Raw genomic sequence first — 20,633 nt, forward strand, 5'->3', positions numbered from 1 at the left:
TTAGGAGAGCACGGAACGGTAGACCTCGAGGGTGGTCTCCGTGATGGACTCCCAGGAGAAGTGCTCCTCGGCACGGCGGCGGCCTGCCTGCCCCATGGCCCGGGCCCTTTCGGGGTCCGACACAACCTCGGTCAGGGCCGCGGCGAACTCGGTCACGAACTTCTCCGGGTCCAGCGGCGTTCCGGTGCCGTCGGTGACCTGCTCCAGGTCCACCAGGAGGCCCGTCTCACCGTGCTGGACCACCTCAGGGATGCCGCCGGTGGCGCTGGCCACCACGGCCGCCCCGCACGCCATGGCTTCCAGGTTCACGATGCCGAGCGGCTCGTAGATCGACGGGCAGGCGAAGGCGGTGGCGTGGCTGAGGACCTGGATCAGCTCGTGGCGCGGCAGCATCCGTTCGATGAGGATGACGCCGGTCCGCTGCCGCTGCAGCTCCTCAATGAGGCGGGCTGTCTCCGCCGCCAGCTCAGGGGTGTCCGCTGCGCCCAGGCACAGGACCAGCTGCACATCGGCGGGCAACTTGGCGGCCGCACGCAGCAGGTACGGGACGCCCTTCTGGCGCGTGTTCCGGCCTACAAACACGACGCTCGGTTTCTGCGGGTCGATGCCGAGTGCGCGCACCGCGTCCTCGCCTTCATCACGCTGCCACAGATCGACGTCGATGCCGTTGTGGACCACCCTGACCTTGGCGGGATCAACCTCCGGGTAGCTGCGCAGGATGTCCTGGCGCATTCCTTCCGAGACGGCGATGATTGCCGCCGCGGCCTCGTAAGCGGTTTTTTCCACCCAGGAGGACAGTGCATAGCCGCCACCAAGCTGCTCAGCTTTCCAAGGGCGGAGGGGCTCCAGGCTGTGTGCGCTGAGAACGTGCGGGATGCCGTGCAGCAGTGAGGCCAGGTGCCCCGCCATGTTCGCGTACCAGGTATGGGAATGGACCAGATCGGCCCCCTCGATGTCCGGCACGATGCGCAGGTCCACGCCCAGGGTCTGCACGGCCGGGTTGGCCGAACCGAGGTCCTCGGGCACGGCATAGGAGGTCACCCCGGCACCGTGGTAATCAGCGTCGCGGGGCGCCCCAAAGGCTCGAACCTGCAGGTCAACGTGCTTACTAAGCACCCTGCTCAACTCGGCCACGTGGACTCCGGCGCCACCGTAGATTTCCGGCGGGAACTCTTTAGTCACAATGTCTATTCGCACGTTACCCAAGGTAGTCGTTCCGCCGTATCTGTTCTAGTGTGAAGGAGTCCGGGCATGCCGGATTGTTTGGGGAGTTACGAAGGCGTACAGGAGCGACCACTATGCCGATAAACAAAAAAGTCCTGGCCATTGTCCTTGCAGGTGGCGAGGGAAACAGGCTTATGCCACTGACGGCGGACCGGGCCAAACCTGCTGTGCCTTTCGCGGGCAGTTACCGCCTCATCGATTTTGCGATTTCCAACCTGGTGAATTCGCGCTATTTGCAAATCGTTGTCCTTACACAATATAAATCCCACAGTCTTGACCGGCATATCTCCGAAGCGTGGCGCATGTCCACCCAGCTGGGCAACTATGTGGCTTCCGTTCCCGCGCAGCAGCGCGTCGGGAAGAGCTGGTTCCTGGGCAGCGCCAACGCCATCTACCAGTCCCTGAACCTGATCCACGACGCCAACCCCGACATCGTCGTCGTTGTTGGCGCGGACCATGTGTATCGGATGGACTTCGGCCAAATGGTGGAGCAGCACGTCCTCAGCGGAGCCAAAGCCACTGTTGCCGCGGTGCGGCAGCCACTGAGCATGGCCAATCAGTTCGGTGTGATCGAGGTGGACCAGAACGACGCCCAGAAGATTGCGGCGTTCGTGGAGAAGCCCGCCACCACACCCGGCCTCGCTGCCGACCCCAGCCAATTCCTGGCCTCCATGGGCAACTACGTTTTCGACGCCGACGCCCTGGTGGCGGCCTTGCACGTGGACGCCGAACGCCTTGACACCAAACATGACATGGGCGGCGACATCATCCCCTACTTCGTCAGCCAGGGCGAGGCGGGCGTCTATGACTTCACACTTAACGACATCCCCGGCTCCACCGAACGTGACCGCACCTATTGGCGCGACGTCGGCACCATTGACTCCTTCTACGACGCGCACATGGATCTCATCTCGCCGGTGCCGATCTTCAATCTGTACAACTCTGAATGGCCCATCTACACGAGGCAAAGCATTTCGCCACCGGCCAAGTTCGTCCGCGGCGAGGGAAACACGGTCGGTTCGGCCCTGGACTCGATTGTTGCGAGCGGCTGCGTGATTTCGGGTGGCATCGTGGAGGGTTCCGTGCTTTCCAACGACGTCTTTGTCGGCCGGTCCAGCCGGGTGCTCGACTCTGTGCTGATGGACAAGGTCAACGTCGGTGAAGGGGCCGTCGTAAAGCGCGCGATCATCGACAAGAACGTCAAGGTCCCGGCCGGCGCTGCGATCGGCCTTGACCATGACCTCGACCGGGCCCGCGGCTTCAAGGTCACGGACTCAGGCATCACCGTGCTGTCAAAAGGTCAGTTCGTCCCCGAGCCGGAAGAGGCGGAGCGCGCACTGGCAGCGGCCAACCTGATCATCGTGCCTGACGCGGTACGGGCAGCAACGGAAAGATGGTCCGAGCTGCGCGATTCCGTGGACAAGGTGGCAGAGGTGCAGGCTGCCGCCGTCGGCGTCTCAGCGCAGGGCCACCCAACCAAGTCCTAGCACCATCCGGAAGCCCGGCCCGTCCGCCGTTGGGCCGGGCTTCCGGCAGGCTGTAAAATTGGCCCAATGAGCTCCCCCGATCTGTCAGCCGGGCTGACGCCTGAGGAAATTCAGGCCTGCCTCAAGGTTCTGAACACCATCCACGTCTACGACGAGGAACACCCGGACTACGTTTCCGTGCGCCGGGCCACCGGGAAAATGTTCAAGGCCGTCAAGCGCCACCGCCGGGTCACCAAGCGCGACCTCATCTCAGAAGCCGACCGGGAAGTCCTTGCCCGGACAGCCACGGCCGCGCCCGACCGCATCGATGACGAGACCCGCGGAAACAAGCTGGCCAGCTCGGCGACAGGCGAAGTTGCCGGCCACCTGATCCGGTCCCGGCCCTGCTACATCTGCAAACAGCACTACACCCAGGTGGACGCCTTCTACCATCAGCTCTGCCCTGAGTGCGCTGCTTTCAACCACGGCAAGCGGGACGCCCGGACCGATCTCACCGGCCGGCGTGCGCTGCTCACCGGCGGACGCGCCAAGATCGGCATGTACATTGCCCTGCGGCTGCTGCGGGACGGCGCGCACACCACCATCACCACCAGGTTCCACAAGGACGCCGCGCGCCGTTTCGCCGCCATGGAGGACAGCAGCGACTGGCTGCACCGGCTTCGGATTGTAGGCATCGACCTGCGCGACCCCTCCCAGGTCATGGCGCTGACCGATTCCCTGAACGCCGCCGGCCCGCTGGACATCATCATCAACAACGCGGCCCAGACGGTGCGGCGCTCCGGCAATGCCTACAAACCGCTGGTGGACGCCGAAGACGAACCGCTCCCCGCCGAACTCGAGCCTGCCAACGGCGGCCCGGAACTGCTGACGTTTGGCCACGCGCACGACAAACACCCGCTCGCCCTGGCCGGCAGCGTAACCGACCATCCGGTCCTGGCCGGCGACGCCATCACCTCGCTGGCCCTGTCCACGGGCTCGGCGTCGTTGGAGCGCATCGCGTCAGGCACCGCGATTGACGCCGGCGGCCTGGTTCCGGACCTGGCAAGCATCAACAGCTGGACCCAGGTGGTGGATGAGGTGGATCCGCTGGAGATGCTCGAGGTCCAGCTCTGCAACGTCACAGCCCCGTTCCTGCTGGTCAGCAGGCTCCGTGAGGCCATGAAACGGTCCACAGCGCACCGGAAGTACATCGTGAACGTCTCGGCCATGGAGGGCCAGTTCTCCCGCGCGTACAAAGGCCCTGGGCATCCGCATACCAACATGGCAAAGGCGGCCCTGAACATGATGACCCGGACCAGCGCCAAGGAAATGCTGGACGCTGATGGCATCCTGATGACGGCCGTGGACACCGGGTGGATCACCGACGAGCGCCCGCACTTTACCAAGGTGCGGCTGATGGAAGAGGGCTTCCACGCTCCGCTGGACCTGGTGGACGGGGCCGCCAGGGTCTACGACCCTATCGTGATGGGCGAGAACGGCGAGGACCAGTACGGGGTCTTCCTGAAGGATTACAAGCCCAGCCCCTGGTAGGCAGAAGGGCACTGTGCTGACGCGGTCCGCACAGCGTAGGCTCGGCTTCATGACTAGCGAACCAATTACCGAAGTCCACAACCTGGAACACCACGAATGCTGGGAACTCCTCCGGACAGTCTCCGTGGGCCGGCTCGCGGTCCTTGTGGACGGTCATCCGGACATCTTCCCCATCAACTACACGGTGGACGGGGGAACGATTGTCTTCCGCACGGGCCAGGGGACCAAGCTGGCGGCGGCATCCGGAGGTTCCCGCGTGGCAGTCGAAGCCGACGGCGTGGATGCCGTCACCGGGCTCGCCTGGAGTGTGGTCCTCAAAGGGCCCGCGGCCGCCATCAAGGGCACCGAAGGCGTCCTGGATACGGCCGCACTGTACCTGTTCCCGTGGCAGGCCGGCAAGAAGGACACCTTCATCCGGGTCAGCCCGGACGTCCTGACGGGCCGCCGGTTCAAGGTCACCGCGCCGATGACCTGGTGGACGCAGCTCAGCGGAGCCGCCAAGGCCTCGCCTGAGTGATCAGCGGAGCCGCCCTGCCTACGCCAGGCGGGTGATTTCCACGCTGACGCTCAGCGCCGACCCGCCGCCGCCGGAAAGGATTCCCTTCAGCGGCGGCACGTCGCGGTAGTCACGGCCCCTGGCCACCGTCACGTGGAAATCCCCCGCCGGCTTGTGGTTGGTGGGGTCCCAGCTGCGCCAGGCCCCGTCCCAGAACTCAAGCCATGCGTGCGACTGGCCCGCGACGGTCTCGCCGATCGCCGCCGTCGCTCTCGGGTGCAGGTAGCCGGAGACGTACCGGGCCGGGATCCCGCAGCTGCGCAGTGCGCCGATGGCGAGGTGGGCGAGGTCCTGGCAGACGCCCTGCCGCTGCCCCCAGGCCTCTTCCGCGTTGGTGGTGACAGCGGTGGAACCGGACATGTAGGTCATCTCCCCGCGCATCCATTCGAAGACGGCCATCGCAGCCTCATGCGGGTTCTTGCCTTCAACAACGCCCGGAATGATTCCCAGGACTTCGTCACCCGGCCGGCTCAGCTGGGACTGGGGCAGCCAATCGCTGAACCCATTCAACGTTTCGTATGAGGCCAGGACATCCCAGCCGACAATGTCCGCCTCTGCGGGGATCTTTTCTGCCCGGTACACCTCGACGGTGATGTTGGAAACCACCTCGAGATGCTCGTGCGGCATCTGCATGTCGAACGCCGTGACCCTGGTGCCCCAGTAGTCCCGGTAGGTGCTGACGGCGGCCTGCGAGGGCGACACTTTGAGCACGGACTCAAGAACCACCTGCTGGGCGTCCGTCAGGGGTGTCATGCGGGCCTCGTTGTACGACAGCGTGACGCGCTTGTTGTATTTGTAGGCCGTGGTGTGGATGATGCTCAGCCGGGTCATGAAACTTCTCCCACCCAGGCCAGCTCGTCCGCCTGATTGAAGTATTTACGGGAAATGGCGTCCGACGCCTGGGCCACGGCCTTCTGCACGCGTTCCATGTGCTCGGGCAGTTCGGACATCAGATCGTCCGTGCGGTGGAACTCAAGGAAGGTGCGGGCCTGGCCCACGATGCGGCGGGCGTCGTTGATGAAGCCCACGCGCTGCGCGGACGGATCCAGCTTCGCGAGGCATTCATCGGCGTCACGCAGGGCGTAAACAATCGAACGCGGGAACAGCCGGTCGAGCAGCAGGAACTCGGCCGCATGCTGGTCACCGAAGGCGGCCCTCCGGGTGCGCAGGAAGGATTCATAGGCCCCGGCGCACCGCAGCATGTTCACCCAGGACATGCCCGCGGACAGGACATCGCGGGTGGAGAGCATCCGGGCGGTCATGTCCGCGCGCTCCAGGGACCTGCCGAGCACCAGGAACAGCCAGCTTTCGTCATGGCTCACCGTGGTGTCGGCCAAGCCGCTGACCATGGCGGTCCGTTCCAGCGTCCAGTTACAGAACCGGTACGTCCCCACCACGTCCTTGCGGTGCTGGCTCAGCCCGTAGTACGTGGTGTTCAGGCTCTCCCACAGGCCGGAGGATACGGTCTCGCGGGCGCGCCGTGCGTTTTCCCGGGCTGCGCCCAAAGACCCCGCAATGGAGGTGGCGCTGGTTTTGTCGTACGCCAGGGCGTGCAGCAGCTCCGGCAGGCCGAAGTCTTCACTCTGCGGCCGGGCGCCCATCACCGCGAGCAGTTCCTGGGCCACCCGGCGGCGCTCCTCCATGGGCAGGTGGTTGAGGCGTTCAAGGTGCACGTCCAGGATGCGCGCGGTACCGTCGGCGCGCTCAACATACCGTCCGATCCAAAAAAGGGACTCAGCAATACGGCTAAGCATTCGCGGCTACCTCCTGGGCGTCCGAAATCTGCGGGGTTGAACCCATGGGTGATGATGCGGGATTCAGGTGACGGCTCACTGCTGCTGCTCCGGCTGGCGGTCCCGCCAATTGCTTTCAACCGGCCAGACGGACACACGCTCACGGATGGAGATCGTGGGCCGCGGAACCGTCTCCACCGGCACCTGCGGCGAACCGGCCAGCACCCACGTGTCCTTGGACCCGCCGCCCTGGCTGGAATTCACTATCAGGGAGCCTTCCTTGAGCGCCACACGGGTCAGGCCGCCGGGCAGCACCCAGACGTCGTCGCCGTCGTTCACTGCGAAAGGGCGCAGGTCCACATGGCGGGGGCCGAACTTGTCCCCACCCAGGGTGGGCACCGTGGACAGCTGCAGGACGGGCTGCGCGATCCACCCGCGCGGGTCCGCAATGACCCGGTGGCGGAGGGCCTCAAGCTCATCCTTGGACGCATCCGGACCAATCACCAGGCCCTTGCCGCCGGATCCGTCCACGGGCTTGACCACAAGCTCGGCGAGGTTGTCCAGGACGTACTCGCGGGCTTCCTTCTCCTCAAGCCGGTAGGTGTCCACGTTCGCGATGATGGGTTCCTCGCTGAGGTAATAACGGATGAGGTCCGGGACATAGCTGTACACCAGCTTGTCATCGGCCACGCCGTTGCCCACAGCGTTGGCGATGGTCACGCCGCCGGCGCGGGCGGCGTTGACCAGGCCGGGGCAGCCCAGCATGGAGTCCGACCGGAACTGCAGGGGGTCCAGGAACTCGTCGTCGATGCGTTTGTAAATCACATCCACACGCTGCTCGCCGGCGGTGGTGCGCATGTAAACACGGTTGCCGCGGCAGATGAGGTCCCGGCCCTCGACGAGTTCCACGCCCATCAGGCCGGCCAGCAGGGTGTGTTCAAAGTAAGCGCTGTTGAAGACACCGGGGGTCAGCACCACCACCGTGGGATCGTCGACGCCGGCGGGTGCCGTTTTACGCAGTGCCGACAGGAGCCGGCGCGGGTACTCCTCCACGGGCCGGATCAGCTGCTGGCCGAAGGCCTCGGGCAGGCCCTTGGCCATGGCGCGGCGGTTCTCTAGGACATAGCTGACGCCCGAGGGGACGCGAACGTTGTCCTCCAGGACCCGGAACGTCCCGGCAGCGTCACGGACCACATCGATGCCGGAGATGTGCACCCGGACCCCGCCCGCAGGTTCGAATCCGTGCACCTGGCGGTGGAAGTGGGCGCTGGTGGTGACGAGCTGGCGCGGGATCACGCCGTCAGCCACCACATTCATTTTGTCGTAGACGTCGTTGAGGAACGCTTCCAGGGCCCGCACGCGCTGCGCCACGCCCTTTTCCAGCACAGTCCACTCATCGGCCGGAATGATACGGGGCACAATATCGAGCGGAAATGGCCGCTCCTCCCCCGCAAAGTCAAAGGTCACACCACGGTCCAGGAACGTCCGTGCCATGGAGTCCGCGCGGGCACTGACGTCGGCGAGGGAAAGCTTGCGGAGCGCGTCCGCCACCTCCACGTATGAGCCGCGGGCTTCCTGGCCCGGCGCGAACATCTCGTCGTAGGCGCCGGTGCGCCCGGCGGCCTCGGAGTAATCCTGGAATAGGTCTGACATGTCCTTTAGCCAACCATCTTTTTGTTTCGAATTCATTACCGCCATCCATTGTGGCGTGTTGCGCTACCGCCGCCGGTTCGTTGAATACACGCGTCATCCGGCAAGGTAAGTGAATGCCAGAGAAGACTAGCAAAGGGAGCGCCGGGGGCAGCAGCCGCCGGGGATGGGCCGGCCGCGGGCTGCCCGGGGATGCCGACAGGCTCATTCCCGGCCTGCTCACTGCGGCCGTGGCTCTCGCCGGCGCTTTCGCCGTGCATGCCATGGTGCCCGTCCTGCCTGCCATGACCGGGGCCGTGGCCCTGGGGCTGCTTGCGGCCAACCTGCCGGGAACAGCCGCCTGGATCTCGGGCCGGGCAAGGCCGGGACTCGATTTCGCGGGCAAACACCTGATGCGGGGCGGCATTGTCCTGCTGGGCCTGAAGGTGAGCGTCGTGGACATCCTGGACCTGGGGTGGCTGGCCATGGTTGTGGTCACGGGAGTGGTGCTGCTCAGCTTCGCCGGCACCTACGCCCTGTGCAGGCTGTTCAGGTTGCCCTCCCCGACCGCGCTCCTGGTGGCCACCGGATTCTCCATTTGCGGGGCGTCCGCCATCGGCGCCATGGCGGCGGTGCGGCGCATCCGGCACGCAGACACCGTTCTGCCGGTGGCGCTGGTGACTCTGTGCGGCACCATGGCGATCGGACTGCTGCCGCTTCTGATGCATCCGCTGCGCCTGAGCCCCCTGGCGTTCGGAGCCTGGACCGGCGCATCCGTGCACGACGTCGGCCAGGTGGTGGCCACCGCACAGTCCGCCGGGACGGCCGCCCTGGGGATCGCCGTGGTGGTCAAGCTGACTCGTGTGCTGCTCCTGGCGCCGGTGGTGGCCGTGGCAGGCATGCACCACCGCGCGAAGGCAGATGCCCGGCAACATGTGCCAGTGCCCCTGATCCCCCTTTTTGTGGCCGGGTTTGTGGCCATGGTCGCGCTCCGGTCCACGGGATGGCTCCCTCCGGGCGTACTTGACGCCGGCGCCGGACTGCAGGACATCCTGCTCGGGGCTGCACTGTTCGGACTCGGGTCCGCAGTGCGGATCCGCACACTCCTGCACACCGGAGCGCGGGCGCTGCTTGCGGCGCTTGCGGCGTGGCTCCTGATCGCCCTGCTCGGCCTGGCAGCCGCCCTGCTCATCACCCCCTAGCCGCGGGCCGGCGTCGTGATTCCCGGCACGGTCCTCCGTGATTAGATAGCTGGGTGTCACATGAGAATCTGCAGCGCAGCGAAGCCGCCACCCGTTCAGCCCTGATCACCACGCACAGTTACGACGTCTCCCTGGACGTACGGCAGGCGGCGGATCCGGAGGTGGCAGGCTACACCAGCCGGAGCATCATCCATTTTTCGGCGGCACTGCCCGGCGCCGGCGCGCCCGCGGCTCCGGCCGGGAAGCCCGACGAGGGGCACACCGCGAAGCCGGCCCGGACGTTCCTGGATTTCATCTCCGGCGACGTGCACAGCGTGATCCTCAACGGGAAATCCCTGCCGCTGGCGGACGTTGTGGACGGCTCCCGCATCCGGCTGGACAACCTCCTGGCCGAGAATCAGGTGACAGTGACCGGAACAGCGCTGTACAGCCGGTCAGGCGAGGGCATGCACCGTTTCGTGGATCCCGCCGACGGCCAGTGCTACCTCTATACGCAGTACGAGCCCGCCGACGCGCGCCGGGTGTTCGCCAACTTCGAGCAGCCGGACCTGAAAGCCGAATTCACCTTCCACGTGATGGCGCCGTCAGGCTGGCACGTCGCCTCCAACGGAGCGGAAGCCGCCCGCACCCCGCTGACCAGTGATCCGGACACCAGCCGCTGGGACTTCGCCACCACCAAGCCGATGTCCACATACATCACCACCGTCCTCGCCGGGCCCTACTTCAAGGCGGAGGACCACTGGAGCGCCACGCTTGAGGACGGCACGCACCTGGACGTGCCGCTGGCACTGTACTGCCGCGCCTCGATGGCTGATTCCTTCGACACCGCGGAACTTTTCCGTCTCACCAAGGATGGCCTGGCGTTCTTCAACCGGCTGTTCGGCTTCCCCTACCCCTGGGGCAAGTACGATCAGGCCTTTGTGCCGGAATACAACCTGGGCGCGATGGAAAACCCGGGACTGGTCACGTTCACCGAAAACTATGTGTTCACGTCGCGGGCCACCGATGCCCAGTACCAGGCACGCGCCACCACGCTGATGCATGAAATGGCACACATGTGGTTCGGGGACCTGGTGACCATGCAGTGGTGGAACGATCTGTGGCTGAAGGAGTCCTTCGCCGACTACATGGGCACCCTCGGGGTGGACCGCGCCACGACCTGGGAGACCGCCTGGGTGGGTTTCGCGAACAAGCGCAAGGGCTGGGCCTACGTACAGGACCAGCTGCCCACCACGCACCCCATTGTTGCGGACATCCCCGACCTTGAGGCCGCCAAGCAGAACTTCGACGGCATCACGTACGCCAAGGGCGCCTCGGTGCTCAAGCAGCTGGTCGCGTATGCGGGCTTTGATGCCTTCATCGCAGGCTCCCGGCAGTACTTCCGCGACCACGCCTATGGAAACACCACCCTGGCCGATCTCCTGTCCGCCCTGAGCGCGGCATCAGGCCGGGACCTGGCAGGCTGGGCAGCGCAATGGCTGCAGACCTCCGGGATCTCCACGCTGTCCCTGGACCTTGAGGATCACGACGGCGTCCTGGACTCCGTGACGATCGTCCAGGACGCCGTGGACCCGGTCACCGGACGGGAGGAACTCCGGCCGCACCGGCTTCGCGTGGGGCTCTACGACTTCGACGACGACGGCGCCCTGGTCCGGACGGGCAGCGTTGAGACCGACGCGGCCGGTCACAGGACCGAAGTGCCGGAGCTCGCCGGCCGGCCCCGGCCTGCCCTGCTGCTGCCCAACGACGACGACCTGACCTATGCCAAGGTCCGGCTCGACCCGGATTCTGAGGCCACGGTACTGTCATCGCTGGGCCGGATCACCGACCCCATGGCAAGGGCGCTCTGCTGGACAGCCCTGTGGAACTCCGCCCGTGATGCGGAGAGCCCTGCCGCCCGCTACGTGCATGCGGTCACCGCGTTCGGACCGTCCGAAACCGGGATCGGCGTGCTGCTGAACATCCTCGAAAACGCCGACACCGCCGTCGATCGCTATACCCCCGCGTCCCAACGGGCCGCCCTGCGTCGCGACTTCCTGGCGGCTGCCGCGGACCAGCTGGAACTGGCCGCCCCGGGCTCGGACCACCAGCTGGGCTGGGCCCGGACGGTGGCTACGGTCAGCCGCCGGGACAATTCCCTCCTGGCCCGGCTCCGGGGCATCCTGGACGGTGCGGTGACCGTCGAGGGCCTCGCTGTCGACGCCGAGCTGCGCTGGCACATCTGGCATGCGCTGGCCGCCCATGGTGAGGCCACGGTGGCCGAACTCGACGCCGAATTGGCGCGGGACACCACCGCCTCGGGCCGGGCCGGCCACGCCACCGCGCTCGCCGCCCGCCCTGACCCCCAGGTCAAAGCCGACGCGTGGACGGAAGCCGTGCACGGGACCGCGCTGTCCAACCAGCTCCTCAGCGCTACGATCGCAGGTTTCACCACTGCGCCCCCAGCGCTGCTGGAGCCCTATGTCGAGCCGTATTTCGACTGCCTCCGCGATGTCTGGCAGAGCCGGAGCATCGAGATCGCCAGCAGGATTGTCCGGGGCCTGTTTCCCGCCGCGCAGGACCTGTCCGCTAATGGTGCCCGGCCGGAAAAGCAGCCGGTGGTGCTCCGGACCGATGCCTGGCTGGATGCCAACACTGATGCACCGCGAGCCTTGCGCAGGATCGTGGTGGAACAGCGCAGCCACCTCCTGCGGGCGCTCACCGCGCAGCTGGGGTCACAGGGCCGGTAGCCCTCAGGGGACCCGGTGCAGCCATTCTTCGGTGCCGAACTTGGCGGCTACCCGTTCGCGGGCGGCTGCCAGTTCCGCAGCGGATAGTGCGGACGGCGTGGCCCCGTAGCGCTCGGTAAAGACCTCCATCATGGCCGCGATGATCTCGGTGCGGGCCATCCCGGTCTGCCGCCGCAGCGGGTCAACGCGTTTTTTGGCGCTGCGGGTGCCCTTGTCCGAGAGCTTTTCCTTGCCGATACGCAGCACCTCAACCATCTTGTCGGCATCGATGTCGTAGCTCATGGTGACGTGGTGCAGCATCCCGCCGTTGGCCAGGCGTTTCTGCGCCGCCCCGCCGATCTTGCCCTGCTCCGTGGCAATGTCGTTCAGCGGCACGTAAAAGGCGCTGATGCCCAGTTTCTCCAAAGCCGCCATCACCCAGGCATCCAGGAAGGCGTAGGAGTCAGCGAAGCTGATCCCGTCCACCAGTGTTTGGGGCACGTAGAGCGAGTACGTGATGCAGTTGCCGGCCTCCATGAACATCGCTCCCCCGCCGCTGATCCGGCGCACCACGGTGATGCCGTGCCTGGCCACGCCCTCAGGGTGCAGTTCGTTCCGGACCGACTGGAAGCTGCCGATCACCACGGACGGTTCCTCCCAGTCCCAGAAGCGCAGTGTGGGATTGCGGCGCCCGGAGCCGACCTCCTCGGTCAGGACCTCGTCCAGGGCGACGTTGACGTGGGTGGGCAGCACGGTGGGCGCGATGACATCCCATGGGTGGTCCGACCACGACGTTGCCCGTGCCAGCGCCCGGCGGACGGTGACGGCCACGGCATCGGCGGAGAAGCCGAACAGGACTGCGTCCGGCGGCAGCGAACCGGTCACTGCCGCGGAGAGCTCAGCCGCCGTCGTGCTTTCCGGAAGCCCGCTGAGGGCCCTGTTAATCTGCGGAAGCGCTTCGTCCGGTTCCAGGAAAAAGTCGCCACTGAGGGAGACATCAGAGAGCGCCCCGTCCACCACATCGAAGTCCACCACCACCAGCTTGCCGCCGGGGACTTTGTACTCGCCGTGGTGGCTGCGGGGGCGGTCTTCGGGTGCAGATGAAAGGGCAGTCATGCCTTCCATCCTCCCCCATCGTCCCGGACTCCGGGAAACAACAAAGCCCGCACCGTTGCCGGTGCGGGCTTTGTAAGAACTTGGAGGAAGTGAGTTACTTCTTGCCGCCGAAGCCCTTGAAGCGAGCGTTGAACCGCTCGACGCGGCCTGCGGAGTCCATGATGCGCTGCTTACCCGTGTAGAACGGGTGGGACTCGGAGGAGATTTCGACGTCGATAACCGGGTAGGTGTTTCCGTCTTCCCACTCGATGGTCTTCTTGGAAGACACGGTGGACTTGGTCAGGAACTTGACGCCGGAAGCCAGGTCGTTGAAAACAACAGCTTCGTACTTCGGGTGTGTATCAGACTTCATAATGGGGCCTTTGTTCGCACAACTGGATTTTGCCAGCTGCCAGGTATGAATGGGATGGCTGGTGCCCGCATCCGTGCCGCGAGAGAGAAGACTCGAGGCAGAAACAGCAGGACAGCCAGCTGTTAATGATAGCGGATCAGTGCGGGCCCTGCGAACTCCGGGGCCGGAGCTCCCAGAATGCCACAGCGGAGGCCGCCGCCACGTTCAAAGAATCCACCCCGGCACGCATGGGGATTTTCACGGCCAGGTCGACGGCGGCGAGCGTCTCTGTGCTCATGCCGGCCCCTTCCGTGCCCAGCACCAGGGCCAGCCGGTCCGGGTTGCTGGCGGCCAGCCGGTCAACGTCCACGGCGTCCCCAGTCAGTTCCAGGGCGGCGACGGTGAATCCATTCTGTTTGAGGACCGCGATGTCCTGTGGCCAGGATTCGAGCCGTGCCCACGGGACCTGGAATACGGTGCCCATGCTGACCCGCACGCTGCGCCGGTAAAGGGGATCGCCGCAGCGCGGCGAAATCAGGACCGCATCGATGTCCAGGGCAGCGGCGGAACGGAAGATGGCGCCGACATTGGTGTGATCCACGATGTCTTCCAGAACAACCACCCGGCGGGCAGCTGCCAGAAGCTTCTGAAGCGGCACCGGTGCGGGCCGGTGCATCGCGGCCATCGCCCCGCGGTGCAAATGGAATCCCGTGATCTCTTCCAGCAGCGCCGCGCTGCCGATGAACGCCGGCACGTCCGGGTAGGCGGCCAGGACATCCTGCAGGTCCGCCAGCCATTTCTCGGCCAGGAAAAACGACCGCGGCCGGTGGCCCGCCACCAGCGCCCGGCGCAGGACCCGTGACGATTCGGCGATGTACATGCCTTCGGCCGGCTCGCGGAGCTTCCGCAGGTGCACGTCGGTGAGCTGCGTGTAGTCGGCGACGCGCGGATCCGCGGCAGATTCAAGGTAGTGGATTGTCACCGGCTGATTATTTCAGCAGATTGGCGATCATGAAGCCCAGTGCCACCAGGCCAAGGGCAAAGATCACGCCGCGGAGGACCGGCGGGGACAACCGGCGGCCCACTTTGGACCCGATGAAGCCGCCAATCAGCGAACTGACCGCGATGATGGCCACCACCGGCCAGTTGATCCGCCCGAAGGCGAACAGCAGGTATGAGACTGCCGCCACAATGTTCACGCCCAGCACCAGAATGTTTTTCATGGCATTGGCATTTTGGATGGTTCCGGCCATAAAGACACCCAGGATCCCTACCAGCAGGATGCCTTGGGCGGCCACGAAGTAGCCGCCGTAGACGCCCGCCAGGTACACCAGGACGATCAGCAGGATGCCGTGGTTCCTGTCCTTGAGGGCGTGCTCCGGGTTTTCCTCCCGGGACCGGACCCACCGCTGGAGCCGGGGCTGGAAGACCACCATCAGCAGGGCCAGGACAATCAGGGCCGGAGCAGCGTAGTAGAACACCTTTTCCGGGAGGTGGAGCAGCAGCCAGGCGCCGCTGACACCGCCGAGCAAGGAGGCAGGCAGCAGTTTGAGGAGCTGGCCGCCCCGGCCTTTGAGTTCCTTGCGATACCCCCAGGCGCCGGCGGCATTTCCGGCCACCAGCCCCATGGCGTTGCTGATGGAGGCAGTCACCGGGGCCACCCCGAGGGCGATCAGGACGGGGAACGTGACCAGGGTGCCGGAGCCTACGACGGCGTTGATGGTGCCGGCCCACAGGCCGGCAAAAAACACAAGGATGCTGCTAAGAAGCTCCACTGCGGCGGTACCGCGTCAGCGGCGTGCTGTGGCCGTGTACCGGCCGGCGTTTTCGGTGACGTCCAGGGCCAGGCCGAAAGTGTTGCTGAGGTGCTCGTCGGTGAGCACCTCCTTGATGGGACCTGCCGCGACAACACCGCCGTCGCGCAGCAGCATGGCGTGCGTGAACCCTGGCGGCACCTCCTCAAGGTGGTGCGTGACCAGGACCATGGCCGGTGAGTCCTCATCGCGGGCGAGTTCGCCCAGCTTGTGTACGAGTTCCTCGCGGCCGCCGAGGTCCAGCCCTGCGGCGGGCTCGTCAAGGAGGAGCAGTTCGGGGTCCGTCATGAGGGCGCGGGCGATCTGCACGCGTTTGCGTTCACCTTCGGACAGTGTGGCAAAGGTCCGGTTCAGCATCGGGCCCATGCCCCAGTCGTTCAACAGCCGGAAGGCGCGCCGTTCGTCCGGCCGTTCGTATCCTTCACGCCAGCGGCCGGTCACGCCGTACGCCGCGGTGACCACAACGTTGAGGACATTCTCCGACTCGGGTATCTGGCTGGCCAGCGCCGCCGAGGACAGGCCAATCCGGGGACGAAGTTCGAAAACATCCACGCGGCCCATGGTTTCGTCCAGGATCCCGGCCGTGCCGCTGCTGGGATGGAGCCGGGCTGCAGCTACCTGCAGGAGAGTGGTCTTGCCGGCGCCGTTGGGTCCCAGGATGACCCAGCGTTCCCCCTCATTGACCTGCCAGTCCACCTTGTCCAATAGGGTCTTTTTGCCTCGGACAACGCTGACGGAAGCCATTTCAAGAACATCACTCATAGGAGTAGACACTAGGACAAAATCAGGGCCGACTGATAACTGATACCCGGCGGCGGGACGCGTAGAGGCACGCCGCGTCGATCCTCCGCCCAACGTGTGCGTTGTGTCGTGCCACGAATTCGGGCGCGTGGGCGGCGCTGACTAAGATTGCAGCCATGACTCCGAACGTGACTGCGGTCAGCTATGGCCCCAAACTGACCGACGCCGAGCTCGAACGGCTGCGATCCCTCTGGGCCGGCAGGGGCGCCACCGTCGAGTCGGAGTCGCGGGCCGGGGACCACAGGTTTGAGGTCCTCACCACCGGACTCGTCGTGGCGGACAGCACCGCCGCCGGCATCGCAGCCCTCCGCCGGGCCGTGGCGGACGCGGGCGTCGACGGACTGGATACCGCGATCGTCCCGGCCGGGCTGCGCGAGGCTCCCCGGAAGTTCCTGATCATGGACGTCGACTCGACCCTCATCCAGCAGGAAGTCATCGAACTCCTGGCGGCCTACGCCGGCAAACGCGAAGAGGTGGCCGCCGTCACCGAAGCCGCCATGCGCGGGGAACTGGACTTCGCGCAAAGCCTGCACGCGCGGGTGGCGGTGCTCGCAGGGCTGCCGGCCGCCGTCGTCGACGCTGTCCGGGCCGAAGTGCAGCTCAGTGAAGGTGCCGCTGAACTGGTGGCCGCCTTCAAGGCGGCAGGCCACGTTGTGGCGGTGGTCTCCGGAGGTTTCAACCAGGTCCTGCGCCCCATCGCCGAGGAGCTCGGCCTGGACTACTGGATCGCCAACGAATTGGAAATCCTCGACGGCGTCCTCACTGGCAGGGTGCTCGGCGCCGTCATTGACCGGGCCGCCAAGGAGAAGTACCTGCGCGAATGGGCTGCTGCCGAAGGAATCGCCATGGAGCACACCATTGCGGTGGGCGACGGCGCCAACGACCTTGACATGCTCGGGGCCGCCGGGATCGGGGTGGCGTTCAACGCCAAGCCGGCAGTGCGGGCCGTGGCAGACTCGGCCATCAACATGCCCTACCTGGACACCGTCCGGTACATCGCCGGCGTCTGAACTCAAGCGAAAGGGCAGTTCGCGGCAATGTTCCTCAGGAACTCTGCCGCGAACTGCCCTTTCGCGTTACTTGCCTCTGGCGCTAGTTGGCGCTCTTACCGAAGTAGTCCGCGCCGCCTGCATACTCCGTGTGGCCGGACTTGACGTCCGCGGTAGCCATGCCGGCCACCACCTCAGCGAATTCCTCCACGGAGTAAAGCTTGCCGGCCTCGGCACGGCGGGCTTCGATGGCGCCCGGCGTGGCCCGGTCCAGGAGGGTGGCCGTGACCGTGCCCTCGATCATGTCACCGGACACGACCACCAGGGAGATGCCCTTTTCGGCCAGGTGCGGCACGAGTTCACGCAGCGCATCCTCACCGGCACGCTTGCTGCGGGCTACGGGCTCGTACGACGGCATGGTGGGCACAGTATCGATGAAGTGGGCCTGGTGGCTGGTCACAAAAACCACCCGGGACCCTTCCTTCATCAGCGGCACGGCCGCGTTGAGCATGTTAACCTGCGCATCCCGGTTCAGCTTGAGCGCGTAGTCCTCCTCCATGCCGGACTCCATGCCACCCGAAGCGTTGAGTACCAGCACGTCCAGCGAGCCGAAGTTCTCCATGGCCGCACTGGCCAGGGCCTGGACGCCTTCCTGGGTGGTCAGGTCCGCCCCCACCGCCACGGCACGGCCGCCGGCAGCTTCAATTCCCTGCACGACCTTGTTGGCCCGCGGCGCCTTCTGCCGGTAGTTCACTACAACGGCGGCGCCCTCGCCGGCCAGGATCTTTGCCACTTCGGCGCCGATCCCGCGGGAGGATCCGGTCACGATGGCTGTCTTGTTATCCAGCAGTCCCACAAGGGCTCCTTTGTTCGATACGTCTAAATCGCTTGGGGTCTGAAGTCCATCATGCCAGCGGCGGCTCCGTGTTCCCTTGTGTGACTCCCACAAAGATGCGCGTTCCGGCTAGTCGGCCGCAGCCCCCGGGAATCCCCGGCGGATTCCCGGGGAGTCCTGGGGAGTCCCGGGGAGTCCCCAGGTACGGCCGGGCTAGTGGCCCATCCCGAGGCCGCCGTCCACGGGAATGACGGCGCCGGAGATGTAGGCTGCCTCGTCGCTGGCAATCCAACGGACCACGTTGGCCACTTCCGAAGCTTCGGCAAAACGTCCTGCCGGAATGCTGGACAGGTAATCCTTCTGGGTGGCTTCGGGGAGTTCGGCGGTCATGTCCGTATTAATGAAGCCGGGAGCCACCACGTTGGCCGTGATGCCGCGGGAGCCCAGTTCCCGGGTCAGGGAACGGGCCACGCCAACAAGTCCGGCTTTGGACGCGGAGTAGTTGATCTGACCCGGGGCCCCATACAGCCCGGACACGGAGGAAATCAGGACCACGCGGCCTTTCCGCATCCTGATCATGCCCTTGGACGCCCGCTTGATAACGCGGAACGCGCCCGTGAGATTGGTGTCAATGACGGAAGTGAAGTCATCCTCGCTCATGCGCAGCAGAAGAGTGTCCTTGGTGATCCCGGCGTTCGCTACCAGTACCTCCACCGGCCCGTGGGCTGCTTCCACTTCGCTGAAGGCTGCATCCACCGAGGCCTCATCGGTGACGTCGGCCTTGACGCCCAGGATTCCTGCCGGCAACCGGGACTCGCTCCGGTACGTCACAGCCACCTTGTCCCCGTTGGCCAGGAAAGCTTCAGCGATGGCCAGCCCGATGCCGCGGTTACCCCCGGTGATCAGGACGCTGCGGGCGGTGGTGGCTTCAGACATAGGACGCTCCGGGAATCTGCGGCAGGAAGCACCGCTGTAGAAACGGGTGGGATTTTTACTGCCTCCGATCTTAGCCTCCGTTTGGGTGCTTCTGCCGATAGTGGGAGAATGGAGCCAAGCCTTTGGAGCGTGATCAAACAGCCGTGACCCCTGAAAACAATGCTGGAGAGTTTGTGCCCGGAAACCCACCGCGGTTCTCCGGCGATAGCTCCGTCCACAGCATTACGGACGCCGCCACGGCTCACTCCGAGGACATGAGCCGACGCATGCGGAAGTATGCGCTGGCCATGGGCATCCGACTGGTTTGCCTCATCCTCGTTTTTGTTGTGGACGGCTGGTTCAAGCTGGTCATGGTGGCCGGGGCGGTGTTCCTCCCCTGGATTGCGGTGGTCATCGCCAACGGCAGCGATAAAGCCGAAGTCCACAGCGACTCGCTTCTCGACTACGTCCCGTTTGGTGAATTGGACAGCGCCGAAGACGTATCCGGGCAGGAAGAAGACGAACCGGCACCAGTGCTTCAGGGCGAACTTGTTGAGGACGACGACGAACCAACGCACGGACAGGAACGGCGCGCTTCATGAATATTTTCGACCTGGCCGCAGGGACCGCCGGTCCCCCCGCGGGCACCGCCGCCATGTGCTCCCGGAAAGCCTGCCGCAGCGAGGCCTCGTGGCAACTGCTGTGGAACAATCCCAAGATCCATACCCCGGAGCGACGCAAAATCTGGCTGGCCTGCGCGGAGCACCGCGCGTGGCTGGAGGACTACCTGCAGACGCGCGGGCTGTGGAAGGAGACTGTTGTGCTGGATTCCGGCCAGGGCGGCCACGAACCATTGGGGCAGGACAGCTGAATGTACCGCTTTCTTTTCTCCAGCAAGTGGATGGGTTACCTCCTGCTTGCCGCCATCTTCGCCGCTGCCTGCGTCTTCCTGGGCAGGTGGCAGATGGACCGCCGTGCCGAAACCCTTGCCGAGATCAACCGCGTCGTAACCAATTATTCGGCCACGCCCATCTCCTTCGACCAGGCCAGGGAAGAGTTTTCCGCACTGGACCCAGCGAAGGAGTGGACCCAGGTGGAGCTCAAGGGCACCTACGACGTCGCCGGGCAGCGGGTTGTCCGTAACCGTCCGCTGAACGGGCAGCCCGGCTACGAGGTGGTTGTCCCGTTCAAGCTCGACGCCGGCCAGACCGTCATCATTGATCGCGGTTGGCTGCCCATCGGCAATAAGAACCCCGGCAGCCCGGATTCCGTCCCGGCACCCCCGTCCGGACCCGTGACAGCGGTAGTCCGTCTCAAGCACGGTGAGCCCCGGCTGGATCGCGGCGCACCCGAGGGCCAGCTCGCCTCCATCGACCTGCCGACCTACGCGGATCAGTTGCCGTACCCCGTGCTCACGGGCGCCTACGGCCAGTTGGCGTCCGAATCGCCTGCGCCGGCCGACTCCCCCGTACCGTTCCCGAAGCCTGCCACGGAGGAGGGAACACACCTGTCCTACTCGCTGCAGTGGTTCGCCTTCGGCATTCTGATGTTCGTGGGCTTCGGCTATGCCGCACGGCAACAGGCCCGCAACGCCGCTATCGACGCCGAAGACGAGGAGGATGAGGACGGGACCCGGGATTCGGGCAGCCCGGTCCACTCCGCAGCTGCGGCAGCCCGCCGTCGGCCGGCAGTCCCCCGGAAACGCAAGCACGCCACCTCTGAGGAAGAGGAAGACGCTCTCCTGGACGCGCAGGGCTTCTAGA

20 protein-coding genes are annotated in these 20,633 nt (G+C 65.6%); 9 read left to right on the plus strand and 11 right to left on the minus strand.

The features are described 5' to 3' along the window. A complete protein-coding gene (gene glgA, locus PY310_RS13700) occupies nucleotides 1–1,197 on the minus strand; it encodes a glycogen synthase (protein WP_275214996.1) in 1,197 nt (398 codons plus the stop codon). A 101-nt stretch (nucleotides 1,198–1,298) separates the two neighbouring features. On the opposite strand from glgA, the gene glgC reads away from it, so the two are divergent. The 3 genes from glgC to PY310_RS13715 all read left to right on the plus strand — a co-directional run bounded on the left by glgC (nucleotide 1,299) and on the right by PY310_RS13715 (nucleotide 4,758). Beyond that, a complete protein-coding gene (gene glgC, locus PY310_RS13705) occupies nucleotides 1,299–2,711 on the plus strand; it encodes a glucose-1-phosphate adenylyltransferase (protein ID WP_275214998.1) in 1,413 nt (470 codons plus the stop codon). A gap of 66 nt (nucleotides 2,712–2,777) precedes the next feature. Beyond that, the gene (locus tag PY310_RS13710; RefSeq protein ID WP_275215000.1) at nucleotides 2,778–4,241 is read left to right on the plus strand and encodes an SDR family NAD(P)-dependent oxidoreductase; all 1,464 of its coding nucleotides are present in this window, start codon (nucleotides 2,778–2,780) and stop codon (nucleotides 4,239–4,241) included. A 49-nt stretch (nucleotides 4,242–4,290) separates the two neighbouring features. Further along, nucleotides 4,291–4,758, plus strand: a complete 468-nt coding sequence (locus PY310_RS13715; RefSeq protein ID WP_275215001.1) for a pyridoxamine 5'-phosphate oxidase family protein — start codon at nucleotides 4,291–4,293, stop codon at nucleotides 4,756–4,758. Nucleotides 4,759–4,776: 18 nt separating this feature from the next. On the opposite strand, the gene PY310_RS13720 is transcribed toward PY310_RS13715, so the two are convergent. From PY310_RS13720 to PY310_RS13730, 3 genes are all read right to left on the minus strand, one after another. Further along, entirely contained in the window at nucleotides 4,777–5,628 is an 852-nt protein-coding gene (locus tag PY310_RS13720) for a transglutaminase family protein (RefSeq protein WP_275215003.1), read from the minus strand. After that, nucleotides 5,625–6,551, minus strand: coding sequence for an alpha-E domain-containing protein (locus PY310_RS13725; protein WP_275215004.1), 927 nt, complete (start codon nucleotides 6,549–6,551; stop codon nucleotides 5,625–5,627). Before PY310_RS13725 ends, PY310_RS13720 begins: the two co-directional genes overlap by 4 nt. A gap of 75 nt (nucleotides 6,552–6,626) precedes the next feature. After that, nucleotides 6,627–8,183, minus strand: a complete 1,557-nt coding sequence (locus PY310_RS13730) for a circularly permuted type 2 ATP-grasp protein (protein WP_275215005.1) — start codon at nucleotides 8,181–8,183, stop codon at nucleotides 6,627–6,629. Between the two features lie 113 nt (nucleotides 8,184–8,296). Here PY310_RS13730 and PY310_RS13735 point away from each other — a divergent pair, with 113 nt between their 5' ends. Both PY310_RS13735 and pepN read left to right on the plus strand, forming a co-directional pair. Beyond that, nucleotides 8,297–9,361, plus strand: coding sequence for a YeiH family protein (locus PY310_RS13735; protein ID WP_275215007.1), 1,065 nt, complete (start codon nucleotides 8,297–8,299; stop codon nucleotides 9,359–9,361). 53 nt (nucleotides 9,362–9,414) lie between these two features. Further along, complete coding sequence (gene pepN, locus PY310_RS13740) at nucleotides 9,415–12,090, plus strand: aminopeptidase N (protein ID WP_275215009.1); 2,676 nt, start codon at nucleotides 9,415–9,417, stop codon at nucleotides 12,088–12,090. A 3-nt stretch (nucleotides 12,091–12,093) separates the two neighbouring features. Here pepN and PY310_RS13745 read toward each other — a convergent pair whose 3' ends face one another. The 5 genes from PY310_RS13745 to PY310_RS13765 all read right to left on the minus strand — a co-directional run bounded on the left by PY310_RS13745 (nucleotide 12,094) and on the right by PY310_RS13765 (nucleotide 16,092). Next, nucleotides 12,094–13,185 (minus strand): lipoate-protein ligase LplAB, encoded by a 1,092-nt coding sequence (locus PY310_RS13745; protein ID WP_275215010.1) that lies wholly within the window; start codon nucleotides 13,183–13,185, stop codon nucleotides 12,094–12,096. A 94-nt stretch (nucleotides 13,186–13,279) separates the two neighbouring features. After that, nucleotides 13,280–13,537: a type B 50S ribosomal protein L31 gene (locus tag PY310_RS13750; protein ID WP_024365679.1), complete on the minus strand. Its 258-nt coding sequence runs from the start codon at nucleotides 13,535–13,537 to the stop codon at nucleotides 13,280–13,282. Between the two features lie 136 nt (nucleotides 13,538–13,673). After that, the gene (locus PY310_RS13755) at nucleotides 13,674–14,498 is read right to left on the minus strand and encodes a TrmH family RNA methyltransferase (RefSeq protein ID WP_275215012.1); all 825 of its coding nucleotides are present in this window, start codon (nucleotides 14,496–14,498) and stop codon (nucleotides 13,674–13,676) included. 7 nt (nucleotides 14,499–14,505) lie between these two features. Beyond that, the gene (locus PY310_RS13760; RefSeq protein ID WP_275215014.1) at nucleotides 14,506–15,291 is read right to left on the minus strand and encodes a sulfite exporter TauE/SafE family protein; all 786 of its coding nucleotides are present in this window, start codon (nucleotides 15,289–15,291) and stop codon (nucleotides 14,506–14,508) included. Between the two features lie 15 nt (nucleotides 15,292–15,306). Continuing rightward, nucleotides 15,307–16,092, minus strand: coding sequence for an ABC transporter ATP-binding protein (locus tag PY310_RS13765; protein WP_275215016.1), 786 nt, complete (start codon nucleotides 16,090–16,092; stop codon nucleotides 15,307–15,309). A gap of 155 nt (nucleotides 16,093–16,247) precedes the next feature. Here PY310_RS13765 and serB point away from each other — a divergent pair, with 155 nt between their 5' ends. After that, a complete protein-coding gene (serB, locus tag PY310_RS13770; RefSeq protein WP_275215018.1) occupies nucleotides 16,248–17,141 on the plus strand; it encodes a phosphoserine phosphatase SerB in 894 nt (297 codons plus the stop codon). Between the two features lie 82 nt (nucleotides 17,142–17,223). Here serB and PY310_RS13775 read toward each other — a convergent pair whose 3' ends face one another. Next, nucleotides 17,224–17,976: an SDR family oxidoreductase gene (locus PY310_RS13775; protein ID WP_275215020.1), complete on the minus strand. Its 753-nt coding sequence runs from the start codon at nucleotides 17,974–17,976 to the stop codon at nucleotides 17,224–17,226. 192 nt (nucleotides 17,977–18,168) lie between these two features. Beyond that, entirely contained in the window at nucleotides 18,169–18,891 is a 723-nt protein-coding gene (locus PY310_RS13780; protein WP_275215021.1) for a beta-ketoacyl-ACP reductase, read from the minus strand. Between the two features lie 143 nt (nucleotides 18,892–19,034). Between PY310_RS13780 and PY310_RS13785 the strand changes: the two genes are divergently transcribed. The 3 genes from PY310_RS13785 to PY310_RS13795 are packed head-to-tail and all read left to right on the plus strand — an operon-like array spanning nucleotide 19,035 to nucleotide 20,632. After that, nucleotides 19,035–19,472, plus strand: coding sequence for a DUF3099 domain-containing protein (locus tag PY310_RS13785; protein WP_275215023.1), 438 nt, complete (start codon nucleotides 19,035–19,037; stop codon nucleotides 19,470–19,472). Then, nucleotides 19,469–19,741: a hypothetical protein gene (locus PY310_RS13790; protein ID WP_275215025.1), complete on the plus strand. Its 273-nt coding sequence runs from the start codon at nucleotides 19,469–19,471 to the stop codon at nucleotides 19,739–19,741. Before PY310_RS13785 ends, PY310_RS13790 begins: the two co-directional genes overlap by 4 nt. After that, nucleotides 19,742–20,632 carry an SURF1 family cytochrome oxidase biogenesis protein gene (locus PY310_RS13795; protein WP_275215026.1) on the plus strand — a complete coding sequence of 297 codons (891 nt, stop codon included), beginning with the start codon at nucleotides 19,742–19,744 and terminating at the stop codon, nucleotides 20,630–20,632. Nucleotide 20,633: the final 1 nt, after the last annotated feature.

The organism is Pseudarthrobacter naphthalenicus, from assembly GCF_029076445.1.
GTDB classification, from domain to species: Bacteria; Actinomycetota; Actinomycetes; order Actinomycetales; family Micrococcaceae; genus Arthrobacter; species Arthrobacter naphthalenicus.

Coding starts and splice junctions, on each gene's coding strand:
- glgC (WP_275214998.1), top strand. CDS start 1,299: ATGCCGATAAACAAAAAAGTCCTGGCCATTGTCCTTGCAGGTGGCGAG.
- PY310_RS13710 (WP_275215000.1), top strand. CDS start 2,778: ATGAGCTCCCCCGATCTGTCAGCCGGGCTGACGCCTGAGGAAATTCAG.
- PY310_RS13715 (WP_275215001.1), top strand. CDS start 4,291: ATGACTAGCGAACCAATTACCGAAGTCCACAACCTGGAACACCACGAA.
- PY310_RS13720 (WP_275215003.1), bottom strand. CDS start 5,628: ATGACCCGGCTGAGCATCATCCACACCACGGCCTACAAATACAACAAG.
- PY310_RS13725 (WP_275215004.1), bottom strand. CDS start 6,551: ATGCTTAGCCGTATTGCTGAGTCCCTTTTTTGGATCGGACGGTATGTT.
- PY310_RS13730 (WP_275215005.1), bottom strand. CDS start 8,183: ATGTCAGACCTATTCCAGGATTACTCCGAGGCCGCCGGGCGCACCGGC.
- PY310_RS13735 (WP_275215007.1), top strand. CDS start 8,297: ATGCCAGAGAAGACTAGCAAAGGGAGCGCCGGGGGCAGCAGCCGCCGG.
- PY310_RS13745 (WP_275215010.1), bottom strand. CDS start 13,185: ATGACTGCCCTTTCATCTGCACCCGAAGACCGCCCCCGCAGCCACCAC.
- PY310_RS13750 (WP_024365679.1), bottom strand. CDS start 13,537: ATGAAGTCTGATACACACCCGAAGTACGAAGCTGTTGTTTTCAACGAC.
- PY310_RS13765 (WP_275215016.1), bottom strand. CDS start 16,092: ATGAGTGATGTTCTTGAAATGGCTTCCGTCAGCGTTGTCCGAGGCAAA.
- serB (WP_275215018.1), top strand. CDS start 16,248: ATGACTCCGAACGTGACTGCGGTCAGCTATGGCCCCAAACTGACCGAC.
- PY310_RS13780 (WP_275215021.1), bottom strand. CDS start 18,891: ATGTCTGAAGCCACCACCGCCCGCAGCGTCCTGATCACCGGGGGTAAC.
- PY310_RS13790 (WP_275215025.1), top strand. CDS start 19,469: ATGAATATTTTCGACCTGGCCGCAGGGACCGCCGGTCCCCCCGCGGGC.
- PY310_RS13795 (WP_275215026.1), top strand. CDS start 19,742: ATGTACCGCTTTCTTTTCTCCAGCAAGTGGATGGGTTACCTCCTGCTT.